A 17,794-nucleotide genomic window follows, 5' to 3' on the forward strand; every position below is an offset into this window, starting at 1 on the left:
GGGGCGGCGCCGCACTTTCGTGCCCAGCGGCTGATGGAGCCGAACGCGCCCACTATCGTATTCCGCCGAAACCCGGCGAAATGTTGCCGATTCGCCATTGCGGGGACGTCGGAACCAACAGACGCGGCCACAAGGCTGAACCCAATGAAGAAGCGGACCCATGCGGCAGCCCGCCTCTTGGCATAACAAACTTTTATTTTAGCGAAATACGGAGACAGAAAACAAGAAATGAATACAGACAAGGGCAGGAAAGGATAAATGAGGATAAGAGTTGATGCATGACCATAGTTATGGACAGAAGACAATCGGACACAATGGCTGCGCCACGCTTCTCAACCGAGGTCAGACGTCATATGGAAGAACGGGCTGTCCGCCACCTTGCCGGATGCTGCGCCGGAAGTCTCGGAGCCGCCTGAATTCGAGGACCCGCCGGTGACCATGCCTTCGTAATCGTAATTGTAATAATTGTAGGCTTCCATCGCCGCGGGATAATAAACATAGACCGAAAGCTGGCGGCACGTCTGCCTGCTCAGCCCAAGCGCGGTGGCATAGACGAGGTACTGTCCCCACACCTCGACGGCATCGGCGCCGCGGGATTTGAAATCGCTGAAATCCCGGAGGTATTTTTTAAGACCCAACAGTTGAATCACTGCACGTTTGCCTTCCGCGGTCAACGCGTAGGGCTGCGTGCAAAACAGCGTGGCGATACCGATGAAAATACCCAACGCCCCCAACTCAATCGCGGTATAGCCATTATGGCGGTCCCACAAATCCGTAAAAGGCCTCCAACCGATCAAGAAGGCCAGAAACGCGGCAGAGAGCAGGAAAAGAAGGATACCCATTTGATAGTCGACCAGCTTCGGCTTCTTCGCTTCATCGCGCATCCGGCGGAAAAAGCGGGCTTGGGGAGCATAACCGCGGAACAGGCCATCGAGGGAGACCGGCGCTTCCAACCCTTTCGACACCCTCAGCTTGCGGTTGTCGTCTTCCTCCTGACTTTTCTTTTCCGCCAACGCCTCATCCTCGGCGGCGCAGGCGGCGCGAAGCTGGTTCAGATCGAAGACGGTGCTCCCCTGCCAATGCGAAAAATCCTTCAGAAACTCGAGGAAGGCCTGCTCGCTGGGCGAAAGGCCGGCCAGATCGCTCGACGTCCGCGGATTTTCGAACGCCACGGGCAACAGGGAAATCGTGCTCACGAGGCCCGACTTCTGGCTGACATCACGCCGCGAATCCTGCCCATTGCGATTCATGCGCAGACCCGGGCCCAGCGGCGTGTTCCACAACAGTATGCCCCGCACGCCGGCCATCGGTGCGGGACGCTTGTGATGGGCGCGAGCACGAGCACGACGTGAGGATAGTTCAGTATTGCTTTCGTTTGTCGTCTCGGCTGCGGTTCCGGCGGCAACTTGCGCGGCAGCAACCGAACGTTGCGCTTCGGCGACCTCACGTGCGCGACCCTGCAAACCGGCGTCATCGGGACGACGCAGGTCAAAACCCGCGTAATCGGCGACGGCCCCCGGGTAGATGGCGATGATGTTCCTCTCCTGCAAGGCGAGCAACGTGGCGGCCATGGACGACACCGCGACATCATCCAGTGTCGAGAATCCTTCAGGAGCCGGATCGACGATATTGTTGAGGAACGTGGCGCAAGCCGGACTCATCGCGGGCGTGTCACGGAAGTAATCGATATCGCCGGGAAGGCGCGCCGCCAGATTCGTGACGATGACCACGCCGAGCGCCACGAGCGTATACAGTCCGAGAATCACAAGGAACTGGTTGCGATCCTGTTCAACGTAAACCATCGCATCGCTGCTCGACGCGTCGTCGTCAGAACTTCCCACTAAAGCGTAGAAAGCGACGAGGAAGACGGTGAACACCAAGGTGAATGCAAAGGAGACGAGAAGGGCGTTCAGGACTCGCTTCAGGTTCAACGGCTTCATGATTGCTCCTTGCGAAAAATATTTATCCAACTAAATTACCTAGATTACCCAGCCTGTCGGCCAACTACGTGGTGGCCGTTCAGCAATGTCCGAAAAGCAACACCAATAACCTTTCAACGACGCAAAATACCTGAAAGCGCGATAGCCAAATCAATAAAGATAAGAAGACACCCGCCGGAAACAAACCAAGTTGACAAACGGCCGCAACGCCCTTATTTTAGAGGCGGTAATAATTCCTGTGCTTGGCACACCGAGTCGAAGGGGGTGGGGATCATGGCTGACGATCTTCCTAGTAGTATCAACGATCTGCATCATTTGTGCAGCTGTGCGCAACCTCATCTCGACACGATGACTCGGCGCTGGATGTAAATTCCACCTTCGCTTTCTGGCCCGTCACGCTACGAGCGTAAGACGATGTGAAACGATTCTTCCGGCATGCAGATGACTCCGATTTCGAGATTCCCATTTTAAATTCAATTCAACGTATCCTAACGTGCCGCAAACCCGCAGATATATCGGTGCCCACGCATCAAGGCTATACGATTCGCAATTCATAGTCTGCACCTGACTGGCCAAAATCGAGGTCGGCATTGCAGGAATCGTACATTTCTGATGCACGGCTGCTGTTGCTCGCAATATGAACTCCATGGCCCAGCACCAAGCTGAAGTCCAACAGCCGAGCCCGATACACGCCGCAACCGCAGCGAAACTTGCCCTGAAAATTCGCGAGCGTCAAGATACGCCGTTCATGAGGAATCATCATGACCAACTTCTCCTTCAACTTCAACCGCGCACCGGCGACATCGGACGCCGGCCGGGACACCAGCTTCACCAAGCGCGTGGTCTCGGACTGCGTGGTGGCCGTCGGCATCCTCGCCATCTTCGGCCTGATCGCCTGGGTTCTGCCCGCCATCAACGCGCCGGTGGGGCCGAAAGGCATCCCCTCCACCGTCTCCACCGACCCGCGCAACCTGCCTTACTACGCGCTGCGCTCGGTCTTCCGCATGACCATAGCGCTGTTCTTCTCGCTGGTGTTCACCTTCGTCTACGGACTGGCCGCGGCACGCTCGCGCAGGCTCGGCAAGGTGCTCATCCCGCTACTCGACATCCTGCAGTCTGTACCGATTTTGGGCTTCCTTTCGGCGACCGTGACCATCTGGCTCGCACTTTTCCCCGGCTCTATGATGGGCGTCGAGGCCGCCTCGATTTTCGCCATCTTCACCTCGCAGGCATGGAACATGACCTTCTCGTTCTACCGGTCGCTCAAAAGCGAACCCAAGGAGCTCGACGAGGCGGCACGCAACCTACGGCTTTCGCACTGGCAGCGCTTCTGGGTGCTCGACGTGCCGAACTCCATGATTCCGCTCTTGTGGAACATGATGATGAGCGTCGGCGGCGGCTGGTTCTTCCTGACCGCCTCCGAGATGATTTCCGTCAACAACAAGACGTACGCACTGCCCGGCATCGGCAGCTACGTCGAAGCTGCGGCCGCGGAGGAAAATCCCGGCAAAATCGGCTGGGCCATCCTGACCATGGTCATCGTCGTGCTCGCCATCGATGTGTTGGTTTGGAAGCCGTTAACCGCATGGGCCGAAAAGTTCCGCATCACGCAAAGCGAGTCCTCGGAACCCAAGCGCAGCGCGGTCTTGACGCTGATTCGCCAGTCACATATCGATGATTTCGTCGCCCGCATCTTCCGGCCCGTTGGCGAATTCCTCAACTGGATCACCCGTCCGCTCGGCCAAACCGGTTCGAAGTGGGGCGCCAAGCCCGGCCGTCGCCGCGCCGGTGATGTCGTTTTCGGTGTCATCGTAGGCGTTGCCGTCATCGCCGGAGCCGCAGAACTCATTGTCACCATCATGAAGACCACCGGCCTGGGCGAACTCGGCACGGCCTTCGGTCTCGGTGGCATCACCTTCCTCCGTGTGGCATTGCTGACCGTGGTCTGCTCGGTAATCTGGGTGCCGCTCGGCGCCATCATCGGCATGAACCCGAAGATCTCACGCCTCGTCCAGCCACTGGTGCAGGTGCTGGCAAGCTTCCCGGCCAACTTCATCTTCCCGTTCGTGGTCATGGTCTTCGTCGCCTGCGGCGTCGACATCAACTGGGGCTCAATCCTCCTGATGGCGCTGGGAACGCAATGGTACATCCTCTTCAACGTCATCGCCGGCGCATCCGCCATCCCCGACGACCTCATCGAAATGACCAAGAACTTCCACATCACCGGATGGATGAAATGGAAGACGCTCATCCTACCGGCAGTCTTCGGCTCCTGGGTCACCGGCGGCATCACCGCTGCGGGCGGGGCATGGAACGCTTCCATCGTTTCGGAAATCGTCAGCTACGGACGGCATACACTCGTCGCCAAAGGCCTCGGTTCATATATCGCCGAAGCCACCGCGCATGCTGAGGGCATGAAGACCATCATCGGCGTGGCCGTCATGGCCATCTTCGTGGTCGCCGTCAACCGTCTCTTCTGGAACCCGCTGCAACGTCTCGCCGACCGTCGTTTCGTCGTCGGATGAAACCCATCATCATCTATCAATATCGGAATATATCAATACTTAATTAAAGGAAGTCACGATGAACTTCAACAAACTCTACAAGACCGTCGCCAGCGGCACGGAAACCGGAACCGCAACCGCAACCCGCACCCATAGCCGCCACAATCCGAAGTACGCCGACCTCGATGCCAACGGCACCCACACCGTCATCGAGGCCAGCCACATCAGCCAGAGCTTCACCTCCGAAAAAGGCAACGAAACCACCGTCCTCGACGACATCTCCTTCAACCTGCACGAAGGCGAAATCGTCGCCATCCTCGGGCGCAGCGGCGCAGGCAAGTCGACTTTCCTGCGCATTCTTGCCGGGCTCATCCAGCCGACCAGCGGAAAGGTCTCTTATCGAGGCAAGGAGCTGGACGGGCCGAACCCCGGGGTCGCGCTCGTCTTCCAGACCTTCGCGCTGATGCCATGGCTCACCGTCGAAGACAACGTCGAGCTTGGACTCGAGGCACGCGGGGTGCCGCGCGAGGAGCGTCACAAGCGCGCGCTCGAAGCCATCGATGCCATCGGCCTGGACGGCTTCGAATCCGCCTACCCGAAGGAACTTTCCGGCGGCATGAAGCAGCGCATCGGCATCGCCCGTGCGCTCGTGCTGCGCCCGGACGCCCTGTTTATGGACGAGCCGTTCAGCGCCTTGGACGTCTTGACCGCAGAGAACCTGCGTCAGGAAGTCTTGAATCTTTGGAACAACAACCAGAGCGGCATGAAGTCCATTTTGATCGTTACTCATAACATCGAAGAGGCAGTGCAGATGGCCGATCGAGTTGTCGTCTTGGGCTCACACCCCGGCCACCTGATCGCACAGGTGCCGGTCAACCTGCCGCGTCCGCGCGACAAGCACTCCCCCGAGTTCGAGGCGATGGTCGACAAGCTCTACGCCATCCTGACCGGTCAGGAGTCGCAACGTAGCCGGCAAATTGCCCAGAAGAAGGCCGAAAATGCTGCGGGTGCGACTTCGGATGCCGCACAGAACCCGACAACCCAGTCATCGTCATCCAAATCCGATAACGGCAATAAATCGGCCAATTCGAGCAAATCAAGCGATAACCAAGGCAACGGCATAGGTTCCGGTCAGACATCCGGCACGGCCAATGACCATGCCGCAGCACAGGCCAAAGCCAACGAAAAGCTGGCAGCGCACGAGAACGATACCAAGGTCAAAGACAACAACGCACGCACCGAACTGCTCCCGAACGCCACCCCCGGTGGACTTGCCGGTTTGCTCGACGTTGTGTCGAATTACGAGGGAGGCGTGGATCTGGCAGACCTCGCGGCCGACCTTTCCTTCGAAGTCGATGACCTCTTCCCGCTCATCGACGCCGGCACGATGCTGGGACTTTTGACCGTCAACAACGGCCACTGCACCATCACCCGCGAAGGTGACCGCTGGTGCCATGCCGACGTATTGGAAGCCAAGAAGCTCTTCGCCCAGCTCATCATGGACCACGCCCCGCTGGTGCGCACCATCGACCGGGCGCTGCGCAACCACCCGGACCGCGGTCTGCGCGGCGAGCTCATCCTCGACCTCTTGCGCAGCCAGCACACTGACGAAGAGGCGCAGCAGCAGTTCGACATTGCCGTGACCTGGGGCCGCTACGGCGAACTTTTCGACTACGACGCCGACGACGATCAGCTCACCCTCGACGAGGCCAATAAGTAGGCCGTCTGTAGTCGCCAGATATTAGTCACGTTTCATTAATCGGACAAAGCCAATGAGAAAAGCACCAAACCGGTAATCGCGGCAACCACCAACGCAGCGATTACCGCCGACACCATGGTTCGCCGACGGACAGACGACACCATAGAATCTCTCATTACAAACAGCTCTCTTTCGACGTTTCACCTTATAAAGCCGTATAGTTGCGGCTTTTTCAGAACTTGACCTGCGGGACCTGCTTTTCGGCCTCGGGAACCTGGAAATACTGGGCTTGATTGAAGTGGAACATACCGGCGATGATATTCGACGGGAAGGTTTCAATGCTGGTGTTGAGCTTCTGGACGACGTCGTTGTAGAACTGACGGGCGTAGGCGATTTTCTGTTCGAGATCGGAAAGCTGCTCTTGCAGCTGCAGGAAGTTCTGGTTGGCCTTGAGATCAGGATAGGCTTCGGCAGTGGCTTGCAGTGCCATCAAAGCGTTGCTCAGAGTCGATTCGGCCTGGGCGCGATCTGCCGTCGTGGCGGAACTGCTGCCAGCCGCCTTGACGGCTTCGGCGCGAGCTTCGGTCACATTCTGGAAGACCTGCGATTCGTGGGTCGCGTATCCTTTGACGGTTTCGACCAGATTCGGCACCAGGTCGGTGCGCCGCTTGAGCTGCACGTCAATCTGCGAGAAACCGTTCTGCACACGGTTGCGCAGCGTGACCAGATGGTTATACGCCACCACGCCCCACACCACAATGATGACGACGATGGCCAATATGACCAGCAATACGGTTGTAGTTACACTCATTATTTTCTCTTCTTACTTGGGCTCATCCGAAATCGAGGTTTCTTAGACCCATTTTGTACGATTCGCCCGATTCCGGTCGGTTAAACGTTATTATTCCACACTCACACGATACTGAGATTTGACATCTCATGACAGCAAGCATCGCTGCCCACTCAGCTAACAACAGTTCGCACGAAACCTGTGAGAAAAGCACTAAAAAGAGTCGTTAAAGATGCATTTCCCACTAGTTAGGACAGCAGGGGGGCAATATTGCGAGTACTCACCGGCCGCCGAACGAACCGCCGCCGGAACCACCGCCAGAGCCCCCGAAGCTACCGCCACCACCTCCACCGGCGCTGATGCCAAAGCCACCTCCGGAGCCGTCACCGGAACCGTCACCATTGTTCGAGAAGGCCGAGATTCTGGAACATGTGGCCTGAATATCCGAAAAACCGGAAGCGAATTGCGAACCCAGATCACCGAGCCCGCTCCCATATGCCGTGTTCGCCGCATCAGAGGCGCCGACAGAGTACCGATACGTCAGCGAATCATTCGAATCGTCGCTGAACTGGACATTTTGTGGTACCTCCGCGAAAGCCTTCGAAAGCTCTTTGACCAATCGTTTGCTGATGCCGAACGCGGTCGCATATACCAGATACTTGTCCCACAACACGAGGTCGGGAATGTCGCGATTCACGAAATTGCTGAAGTCCTCCAGATACTTCCTGAATCCGAGAATCCATGCCGCAGCCTGTTGGCCGGAACCGATGAGCTCCTGATTCTGCATCAGCGCAATCGCGAGAACGAAGAAGAACATCAGCGGGATGCCGAACACCACCATCCAAGCGATACCCCCATAGACCACCAGCGCGAGGTTGCCGACGAAAGCCAAGACGATCAGACCCACTGCGATGGCAGTGAAGAGAAGATATTGCCATTGGAAACGAGTCAGCTGCATCTGATCGAACTCGGCGTCGGCGGCGTCGTCAAAGCGCTGCTTGGCGGCAATGCCGCCACTCCATTCCTTTAAGCAATCGTTGAGCTGGGACAGATCGAAGACCTTCGCACCAAGTTGAACGGCAGCACTGGTCAGGAAGTCAAGCAACGCGTGTTCGGAGTCGGCCAATTCGGGCTGAGCCGAGCTGTCCGCATAAGCCAACGGAAGAATCTTGACGACGCCCGTGGCCTTCCGGGAACGAGGACGATTTTGGTCTTTGGCCGCCGCGTCGATCTGCTGGACGCTGGACGCACCCATATCGATGCCCTCATACCATTGCATCCGGCCGGGGTAAAGGGCGATGAGTTTCTTGCTGGCCAGTGAAAGCAAGGTCGCCGACATACGACGCGAACGCATGGCGTGATTGCCCATCGGCTCAAGCACACCCATCAATTTGGCGGCCGCGGCAGGACTGATCGGAGGTATATCGCGGAAATAATCCACAGTTCCGCGGTAACGAATCTTCCGGTTGTTGTATATCACCATGGCAACGGCCACCGCCATGGCAATCAACGCGAGCGCCACCGCGTCTTTCAGCTCATCGTCACGTTTCTGCAGCTGACGCTGATAGTTCTCGGCCTCAATCCGCTCATCGTTCAAAACCATGTTTTTCATGTCGATGTTGTCAGGCAGCTTCACCAAAGGCTGCTTCATTCCCTGTACGCCAAACATCGACACCAAATCCACATGCTGATGAGCCTTTACGTATTTTGCGGAAAAATCGACGCCGTGGTTGGCGCTTTTATGCACGCTGCCGTTACCATCGTAATGCAGCCACTGCCAGGTCTGGCCGCTTGCGGCACTCTTGGGAAGCGAAACGTGGCCTTGAAGGGAATCGATGGGAATCTCATTGTTGTCACCCACTGGCTCCCATTGCATATACGAAACGTCGTTATAGACCGACACCACACCTCTGAAGGTCATGGAAATATCGAATCGCAGACTGCCCGCACTTTCGGTGGCAGGAATATTCCAGCCTATTTCGACAGTATGCCCGTTGGCGTCATTTTCGGTTTTGCCATCATTGGCGGCGGGACTGTCGGCAGCGGTTTCACCTTTGGCCGCCGGGGCATAGTCCTGGTCGTTATCGGAAGTATCCATGGCGTACCACGTGCCTGCGTAATCGTCGTCCCAACTCTCGTCATCCAGCGCCTTCGTGGATTTGGCGGTACCGAGCCGGTAGGTCTTGCCGTGGGTCACGTCCTTGACGGACACATCCGTGATTGCCGTGAGCTTGGTATCGTTGATCTTGTATTGCTGGAACAGTTGCCTCCAAGGCTTGCCATTTGGCCGCTGGTTGAGCTTCATGTCGATGTGCTCGGTGAATCGCAAATCCCCGTCCGTAGATACCGACGCATCATATTTCAAAGAACGATACGACATATCCTGCCGGAACGTACCGCCTTGCGCCGCGCCCCAGACGACAGTGAGGGCCAGCACCAGCGTAACCGCCAAGGATATGGCAACAGCTCTCGCCACTCTTCTCAAACTCAGCATTGCCCAACCCATCCGTCTCGAAGGCGTTTTACTGCTTTCAGAAAACTATCAACCTTGGATAATCATTGCTATCAAATCATACCTGTCGGCTGTCTATGCACCAAAAAGCCAATCGTATATTAGACAAGCCGGCGTTTTTATTGCGGATTGCCACGTTACCGAAAATACCTCACCTCCAGCTTCATCCATCTCGTGAAAGCCAGCAAAGAATTCCCCTAAGCGCTTCGGACCGATGCAGCAGGCGCTCAACGGCCGCCGAAGCTGCCGCCGCCGGAACCGCCGCCCGAACCATCGAAGCTGCCGCCGGCACCACCGTCCGAACCGATGGAAATGGCGAAAGAGGATTCCAAAGTATCCATGCCGTTGCTGATGCCGGCAGCCAGATCGCTGAATTGAGCGGTCAACGACGAATCGGAGCCCAACCCCGTTGAAGCGCCAAGATCGTATGGGTACCAATACCAATAACTCAACGAATCATCGCCTTCATCACCAAGCCACGAGAACAGCCCACTGAAGCGTTGCATCTGATGATCGGATAACCCCAACGCGTTGGCATAAATGTAGTACTCGTCGAACTTGTCTGACGGCAGCGCAGTAAGAGGGGCTGACGCGGCAGTTGCGGCTGTGCCGGAAGACGCAGCGTTCGAGACCGTATTCGAAACGTTCGAAGCCGTGTCGGAAGACACAGCGGAAGCAGGTACGGAAGGCGATGCTGAAACAGCGGCAGGAGATGCCGCCGAGGATACCGACGATGGCGAAACCGGCGATGAATGCCGACCTGAAACTTTCTGTTCACTGCCGTCAGCGTTGTCACCGCCGCTCAAAAGATACGCCTTAAAGCCCAGCATCGGCGTGACCAGCCGCATTCCCCTGCGTGTAAGCCCGCGATATCGCAACAATTTAAACAGAAGGATGAGCAGGAAAATCACCGGCGCACCGAGCAGCAGCGAAACTCCCCACTGCCCATGCAGCTGATCGCAGACATGCCCGTAATCGTCGGTGCCGGTGCCGATCTTGCTGAACGCAAGCCCCTGAGCCCACAGCGCTCCCACCACTCCGGCGGCCACAATCGCCGCGGCGGCCGTAAAACCGAGCAACAGCGGGGTGACCACCCACAATTTCAGGTATTCGTAATCGGCGGTCCAGTTGAAGAGGGTTTGCAACCATTCGACCTTCCACCAGCCGTCCAGTTCGTGGGCGACAGTGCGGAAATCGAAAATCGGAGTGTCCAGTTTCAGCGACATAGCTTTCAACAAATTGAGCAATGCCCGTTCGGTAGCAGTGAGACTGTGGGCCTGATCGACATTTTCGGCAAACGCGGCGGGCAACAACACCACCGTCGAAGTCGGTTTGCCGTGCTTCTTATATTCCGCGGCTTCGGCGAGAATTTCCTGCTCCGCCTCCTTGCCTTCGGCGACTCCTCGAGCCTTGGCGCGCTTAACATATGCTTCATCTCGCGATTCCTCGATTTCCCTTTCCGCCTTTTCACTCTCACTTTCTTCAGACGGCTGGAACGCAACATCACCTCTCTCTTGCGCCTCGCTCACCTCACGAAGCCGCTGCGAGACCTCTTCGTCGCTGGCTTGCGAAAGATCCATTCCACGGAACCACTTTGCCTGGCCGGGATAGACCGAAATAACGCCTTTGGCAACCAACGAAAGCAATGTGGAACTCATCTGGCGAAATCGATAATCGTGGGAATATTCGCCCCAATCGAGAAAATCGCTGAACTTCGCGGCGCATGCAGGTGTCATGTCAGGGATGGCCTGCGAATACGGCACCTGCCCCGGGGATTTCACGGTTTTTCTCTGTCCGGTTTTCTTCTGAGCGGCTTTCTTCCGACGTCTCGAACCAGCCTTGGCATGGCTGGGACGTTGTTCCTCCGGATAGTACGCCCGCCAATTGGTAACGATTACGGCAAGTAGCGCGAACAGCAGCACCGCGCCTTCGCCGAGCACATATTGCAGAATCACCTTGCGACGCATGGCGACATCGACTCCGGCATTCTGCCGCTCCGCCTCTTCGTGCTTAATCACCGCGTCTTTGCCGTCTTTTTTGATGCGATACACCACGTCTTTATTCATTGGCGAGGCCGAAAACATCGAGACAAGATCTATATGCTCGCTCGAAGGCACGTTTTGCGCCTGCATCGTCAGTTCCCGGCTTCCGGACTTGACGACAGAACCTTTGCCCGCATAATGCATCCATTGCCGGCAATCCGCGTTTTTCACACCTTTGGGCAGGGCGACCTTCACATGGAAATCGTCAATCGGCACGCCATTGGTATCACCAAGCGGCTCCCACTTGAAGTAGGCGACGTCGTTGTAGACCTTTACCACGTCCTTGAACGTCATCGAGATGTCGAATTTGATGCTTTCCGCAGACCGCGTGGCGGGGATATTCCAACCGATCTCCACCGTGTCGCCGGACTTGCCCATGCTTGCCGATGCGCCGTTTTCATCGAGCAATTGACTTGACGCGGCCTGCGCTTGACCATTCTGCGCCTGAGGTCCCGTCGCACCGCTTTTCTTTGACTGATTCAGTTCCGCCTTTTTCTGCCCATATTGGCTGTCGTTCATATTGGCAGGAAGGTATTCGTCACCTTCATCATCGTTTGCGGAGGCCAAAGCGGTCGCATACCATTGACCCGCATATCTCATGTTCCAATTGAGATTATCAAGATCACGCGTGGCCATGCCGCTGCCATGCCGGTACCTCTGCCCTGTCGAAACATTGGTGACCGACACGTCGGTGATAGCACTGAGCACGCCGTCACTGCCTACACCATTGCGAAGCGTATAGCGCTGGAATACCTGACGCCACAACTTGCCGCCCGCACGCTTGCCCAGTTTCATATCGACATGTTCCGTGATTCGCAGGTCGCCGTCGGGCCGCACCGTGGCATCATAATCAAGGGACCGATAGGTCATATCGGCACGGTGAAAACCGATATCGCCGGACTGGAAACCGCAGAAAGCGAAAAACACGATGACGACGGCCGTACCGACCAGTGCCGATACCGCGGCCCTGCCAATCCGCCCAGGGTTCAGACCTTGACTTAACTTCATGGCTTCCTCCCCCGATAACGGCAATCGCAGCGTCACTGCGTTCCACACACCGTCTCTTCTTCGCGTTCATCGTAGCAAACCCAAAGTATCCGTTTGCACACAATGCTGTCGAATGTACTGACGGAATGTTGCGAATGCCACGGGTAAAAACATCTTTTTAGGGCATTTTCGGCGCTTCATCACGCCTGAAACCACAAACTAGAGGAAAACACCTTTCCCTTGCCTGAAATGGTATTTTTCTCGCTGGTTTATTAACTTTTGCATGCCAATTACAACAAAATGGGCACCCACCTTACGGGGAGTGCCCATTTCTATCGTTGCGTTCAGCCAAGCATCAGCTCAAGCCCGCTGCGCGATTACTTGCGATGCGCACGGTAGAAGCGGATGAGGCTCTGCGTGGAAGCATCCTGCTGCGCCAGAGCGTTGTCGTCCTGCGAGATCGCCGGAGTGATCTGGCGGGCGAGCTGCTTGCCGAGCTCGACACCCCACTGGTCGAAGGAGTCGATGCCCCAGACGGTGCCCTCGGTGAAGGTGATGTGCTCGTAAAGCGCGATGAGTTCGCCGAGCGAGAACGGGGTCAGCGCGTCGCCGAAGATCGAGGTGGTCGGGCGGTTGCCGGAGAAGACGCGGGCCGGAACGATGGCTTCGGGCGTGCCCTCGGCGCGAACCTCGTCGGCGGTCTTGCCGAACGCGAGCGCCTTGGTCTGCGCCAGATAGTTGCCGAGGAAGAGCTCGTGCACGTCCTGGTCGCCGTCTTTGGCCGGGTTCGGGGTGTTCGCGAAGGCGATGAAGTCGGCCGGAATGAGCTGCGTGCCTTGGTGGATTAGCTGGTAGAAGGCGTGCTGGCCGTTGGTGCCGGGCTCGCCCCAGAAGACTTCGCCGGTGTCGGTGGTCACCGGGGTGCCGTCCCAGCGCACGGACTTGCCGTTGGATTCCATGGTGAGCTGTTGCAGGTAGGCCGGGAAGCGGTGCAGATACTGGTCGTAAGGCAGCACCGCGTGGGTGGCCGCGTGGAAGAAGTTGCGGTACCAGACGTTCAACATGCCCATCATCGCGATGACGTTCTGCTCAAGCGGGGTGTTGGCGAAGTACTCGTCCATCTCGTGGAAGCCGGCGAGGAATTCCTCGAAGCGCTTCGGCCCGAAGACGACGGCGAGCGAAGTGCCGACCGCGGAATCGACGGAATAACGGCCGCCGACCCAGTTCCAGAAGCCGAAGGCGTTCTGCGGGTCGATGCCGAATTCTTCGACGCCCTTCAAGTTGGTGGAGACGGCGACGAAGTGCTTGCGGATGGCTTCGGCGCGCTTCTCGTCGGAGCCGTCGATGGCGCCGGAGGCCTTGAGACCGTTCAGCAGCCAAGTACGGGCTTCACGCGCGTTGGTAAGAGTCTCAAGAGTGGTGAAGGTCTTGGAGACGATGATGAACATCGTGGTCTCGGGGTCGAGATCCTTCGTCTTCTCGGTGATGTCGTTGGGGTCGATGTTGGAGACGTAACGGGCGGAGATGCCGGCATCCGCGTAAGGCTTCAGCGCTTCGTAAACCATAACGGGACCCAGGTCAGAGCCGCCGATGCCAATGTTGACGACGGTCTTGATCTTCTTGCCGGTCACACCGCGCCATTCACCGCTGCGCACCTTGTCCGCGAACGCGTAGATCTTGTCGAGCGTGGCGTGCACGTCCTTGACCACGTCCTCACCGTCGACGATGAGCTTGCCCTCATCGGACTTCGGGCGGCGCAGCGCGGTATGCAGCACAGCGCGATCCTCGGTGTTGTTGATATGAACGCCCTCGTACATGGCCTTGCGACGGTCTTCGAGATGCACGGCCTTGGCGAGGTCGGCGAACAACTTGAGCGTTTCGGGCTTGATGAGGTTCTTGGAGAGGTCGAAGTGCAGGTCGCCGGCGTCGAAGCTCAGCTCTTCAACGCGGTTGGGTTCCTCGGCGAACCACTTTTTGAGGTCGATGCCTTCGCTTTTCAGTTCGTCAAAATGCTTTTGCAACGCCGCCCATTCCGGGGTCTTCGTGGCGTCGACAGGAGGATTGATGGCCATAATTCTTAAGGTCCTTTCATCAGTGCCGCGGGGGTTTCGTAGTCTCGTCAGTCTTATCTGAAGGTGCTGTTCCCGCCGCTTGCTACAAATATCAATTTACTCACAAAAGCGGACACAACAGCACAAAAAGCGTCGTGCCTGTCAACGTTGATATAACACGATATTTGATATCAAAACAGCGCAATCAGAACGATTCCCGAAATCCTTGATTGCTTGTCAAAAGGAAAGAGAGCGTTCACATCGCACCTTGAGCCCGCTACTTGAGCGGTGCCATCAACGGCTTCTTTCGAGTCAATCTTGGATTTACCTACGCCAACTTGACCAACCGTAGCAAAGGCTGGCGGACGAAACGATCGACGAGACAGACTACAAGTACGAACGCCAGCGAGAAAACGACCTCGACCAAAAACCAAGCGATTAGCCACCCTGTGCAAGCAGACATGCCACCGGCTGCGAAGGTGCTAATAATATGAGAAATAACAGGGGCGGAGAAGTGGTTCTGAACGGCTATCCAAGAATAATAGGTGAGCGCTTGCACGATGTAGAAGCCCAGAATGCCGGAAGCGAGCGCTCCGACAGCACGGCGACCGAAGGCTTTCACACTTGTCCAGAACGTTCTTTTTGTACTGCCCCCACGACTCGGTATGGCTTCATCTGGCCTTCGGACACGCACACTCGGACACGCGGCACACATCAACGAGCAGACCGCAAGCAAGAACGAAATGGCCGAAGTCGACTTGAACGAAAGCACGGTCAGGAAGCCGTAATGGCCGCCAAACGCGGCGAAAGCGACAACGCAACCAGTAACAGCAACCAAGGTGACCAAGGCGATGGCCCAGAAACGACGGGTCAGCCAACGCGGCACATCATTATGGGCAGAAGAGTTTCGTTCACCATACCAACGCTGCCATGCGCAACCCAGAGCGCCCGCGCAGATATACGAGGCGAAATAGGTGACGGCACTCATCTGCTTGCGCCAGTCCAGAACGCTCAACGAATTGAAAAAGTTGCGCCCGCTTACCGCTACATAGACATTGAGACCGTAAACCGCCGCGAGCGCGACAACCCACAACGCCACGCACCATCTTTTGCGGCAACGTTCGATACACCAGCCAATGAAAGGTGCAAGTAATACAAACAAGACATAAAGCCACACGAATTCAAGGCTCAACATGACTTCGCGCAAGCCACCGACCGTCTGAATCGGCACCACCCAGCGGTTGACCACAACCAATATGACAACGTAGAACGCTACTGCCGCAAGGATTTTCACGATACGGATTACGGTAGGTTTCCATTCATCGCGGGCAAATCCTTTACGATACGAACGCTCGGCCAAGCGAGGCACGAGGAAAAACGCCGAAATCATGAAAAAGATGTGGTTGCCCCAAGCGCCTAGGAACATGAGCATCGCAATCAACCACACCGCCAGAGGGGTCGACGAAATAATGGCGATGAACGTAGGGGGCGCGCCGGCTTGGGTGGTTGCCGAAAGCGCATGCGGCCCTGCGACCGCGACCTGTTCGAAGGTCAGTAGAAACGTATGAAATACCGCGATGCCGACGATGGCCAGCAAACGCAGCAACTCGACAGCGAAAATGCGCAGGCGCCGATGTGCGGAACGTGCCGGAATCGCTGGTCCGGAGACAGAAACACTAGAGGATGTCATCACGGCCTTCGCGGTCGAGGTATGCGACCAAATCCTTGACCTCCTGGCTACGGGCGCGCGGGGCTATGAGCAGCGCGTCGGGGGTGTCGGCAACGACCATATCATTGACACCGAGCAAGGCGACGGTGCGCTCGGAAAGGGGCATCACCACGTCGCCTGCGCTGTCGAGGCTTACGACCTTATCGCTATCGCCCAAAATCTTGATATTGCGAGCACCGGTACTGGGCAGGAGCGCCGCCACGGAATTGAAGTCGCCGATATCGTCCCAGCCAAAATCGCCGGGAACCATTGCCACTCCTCCGGCCACGCTCAAAGGCTCGGCCACCGCATAATCGAACGCAATCTTTTCGATGCCCGACCAGTAGGTCGCCATAGCCTCATCGATCACGTCATTATCAGCAGTATCATCATCGACATCATCGTCAACAGTATTGCTGATGTCGCCGCCATCATTTTCTGCGGTTTTCTCGCTCCCGTACTCCGATGCCTCATTAGCATCGTCATCATTCCCGGCGTTACTCACAGCATTTTCAGAATTCTTGACATTACGATTATTCATATTTTGCAGGGAAGTGGAAGCGTCGGCGGCACCACTCATAGTTTCCTGACCGACGTACTGCGCCGCAGCGATTTCCGCGTTACCGGCGGTGTCGGCGCCGTCTTCATGATCCACGGCCATGTAGGCATCGGCGATATGCGAAATCGCATCATACATTTCCGGCTTGTATTCGCGCAGATGATCGAGCAACACATCGGCACGCATCACGAACATGCCAGCGTTCCAACGATATTCGCCCGTGGAAAGGTAGGCCTGAGCCGTGGCCGAATCGGGTTTTTCCACGAAACGTTCCACCAAACGAGCGCTAGGAGCCCCCTGAATTTCGCCGCCCAACGAACGGCCTTGATGGATATAGCCAAAAGCCGTCGATGGCCGAGAAGCCGCGATGCCAATAGTGGTCACGTATCCAGCACGTGCCGCGGCCACTGCCTGACGCACTGCATCGGCAAACGAATCCTTGCCGCGAATAACATGGTCGGCAGCGAACGATCCCACCACGATATGCTCACCATGACGACGGGCAAGAATGGCTGTTGCCAGTGCAATGGCCGCTGTCGAATCGCGCGGAACCGGCTCTGCGAAAATGTTGGATTCCTTCAATTCCGGCAACTGTGCCTCAACTGCTGCAACGTGCCGCCAGCCGGTACTTACGACGATGCGGTCCGGACCTGCAAGACGTGCAAGCCGGTCGAACGTGGACTGAATCAGCGTCCGCCCGCTTCCCATCAAATCGTAAAGGAACTTAGGTCTGGCCCCACGGCTCAGCGGCCAGAGCCTCGAACCGGTGCCCCCGGCCGGGATGATGGCATAAAAGTCCTCGAAACCGTCGCTTGGTGTCAACACGTCCGGCATTGTATTTTCCAAGTTGCCCATCCCTTTTCGCGCGATTTCCAGCCTGTTTGATTCTTCTATATTGTCGCGCATCCCGTTGTCATTAGCTGCGCCCCTTCTTTCCGAGCGGCAAGACGACAGATTCAGATTCCTACGATTCCGCCATTTTGCCGACCCAACCGCGTCATT

At 56.9% G+C, this 17,794-nt stretch carries 10 protein-coding genes; 2 read left to right on the plus strand and 8 right to left on the minus strand.

Translation table 11 applies throughout. From position 1 onward, the window contains the following. Positions 1–332: 332 nt before the first annotated feature. Both OZX62_RS08360 and OZX62_RS08365 read right to left on the minus strand, forming a co-directional pair. Positions 333–1,940 (minus strand): DUF2207 domain-containing protein, encoded by a 1,608-nt coding sequence (locus tag OZX62_RS08360; RefSeq protein ID WP_277175737.1) that lies wholly within the window; start codon positions 1,938–1,940, stop codon positions 333–335. A 535-nt stretch (positions 1,941–2,475) separates the two neighbouring features. Further along, the gene (locus OZX62_RS08365) at positions 2,476–2,703 is read right to left on the minus strand and encodes a hypothetical protein (RefSeq protein ID WP_277175738.1); all 228 of its coding nucleotides are present in this window, start codon (positions 2,701–2,703) and stop codon (positions 2,476–2,478) included. Between OZX62_RS08365 and OZX62_RS08370 the strand changes: the two genes are divergently transcribed. After that, positions 2,702–4,465, plus strand: a complete 1,764-nt coding sequence (locus OZX62_RS08370) for an ABC transporter permease subunit (RefSeq protein WP_348519293.1) — start codon at positions 2,702–2,704, stop codon at positions 4,463–4,465. The genes OZX62_RS08365 and OZX62_RS08370 overlap by 2 nt on opposite strands. Before the next feature lie 58 nt (positions 4,466–4,523). Beyond that, the gene (locus OZX62_RS08375; protein ID WP_277175739.1) at positions 4,524–6,164 is read left to right on the plus strand and encodes a nitrate/sulfonate/bicarbonate ABC transporter ATP-binding protein; all 1,641 of its coding nucleotides are present in this window, start codon (positions 4,524–4,526) and stop codon (positions 6,162–6,164) included. 211 nt (positions 6,165–6,375) lie between these two features. On the opposite strand, the gene OZX62_RS08380 is transcribed toward OZX62_RS08375, so the two are convergent. From OZX62_RS08380 to OZX62_RS08405, 6 genes are all read right to left on the minus strand, one after another. Then, complete coding sequence (locus OZX62_RS08380; RefSeq protein WP_277175740.1) at positions 6,376–6,954, minus strand: LemA family protein; 579 nt, start codon at positions 6,952–6,954, stop codon at positions 6,376–6,378. 259 nt (positions 6,955–7,213) lie between these two features. Continuing rightward, on the minus strand, positions 7,214–9,427 hold the full coding sequence (locus OZX62_RS08385) for a DUF2207 domain-containing protein (RefSeq protein WP_277175741.1): 2,214 nt from the start codon (positions 9,425–9,427) through the stop codon (positions 7,214–7,216). Positions 9,428–9,672: 245 nt separating this feature from the next. Beyond that, the gene (locus tag OZX62_RS08390; protein WP_277175742.1) at positions 9,673–12,495 is read right to left on the minus strand and encodes a DUF2207 domain-containing protein; all 2,823 of its coding nucleotides are present in this window, start codon (positions 12,493–12,495) and stop codon (positions 9,673–9,675) included. Between the two features lie 356 nt (positions 12,496–12,851). Beyond that, entirely contained in the window at positions 12,852–14,546 is a 1,695-nt protein-coding gene (gene pgi, locus OZX62_RS08395; RefSeq protein ID WP_277175743.1) for a glucose-6-phosphate isomerase, read from the minus strand. Between the two features lie 307 nt (positions 14,547–14,853). Then, positions 14,854–16,215, minus strand: a complete 1,362-nt coding sequence (locus OZX62_RS08400) for an acyltransferase family protein (RefSeq protein ID WP_277175744.1) — start codon at positions 16,213–16,215, stop codon at positions 14,854–14,856. Further along, positions 16,202–17,626: a sugar phosphate nucleotidyltransferase gene (locus OZX62_RS08405; RefSeq protein WP_277177085.1), complete on the minus strand. Its 1,425-nt coding sequence runs from the start codon at positions 17,624–17,626 to the stop codon at positions 16,202–16,204. Before OZX62_RS08405 ends, OZX62_RS08400 begins: the two co-directional genes overlap by 14 nt. Positions 17,627–17,794 lie beyond the last annotated feature (168 nt).

It is taken from the genome of Bifidobacterium sp. ESL0690, from assembly GCF_029392315.1.
In the GTDB taxonomy this organism is placed as follows: Bacteria; Actinomycetota; Actinomycetes; order Actinomycetales; family Bifidobacteriaceae; genus Bifidobacterium.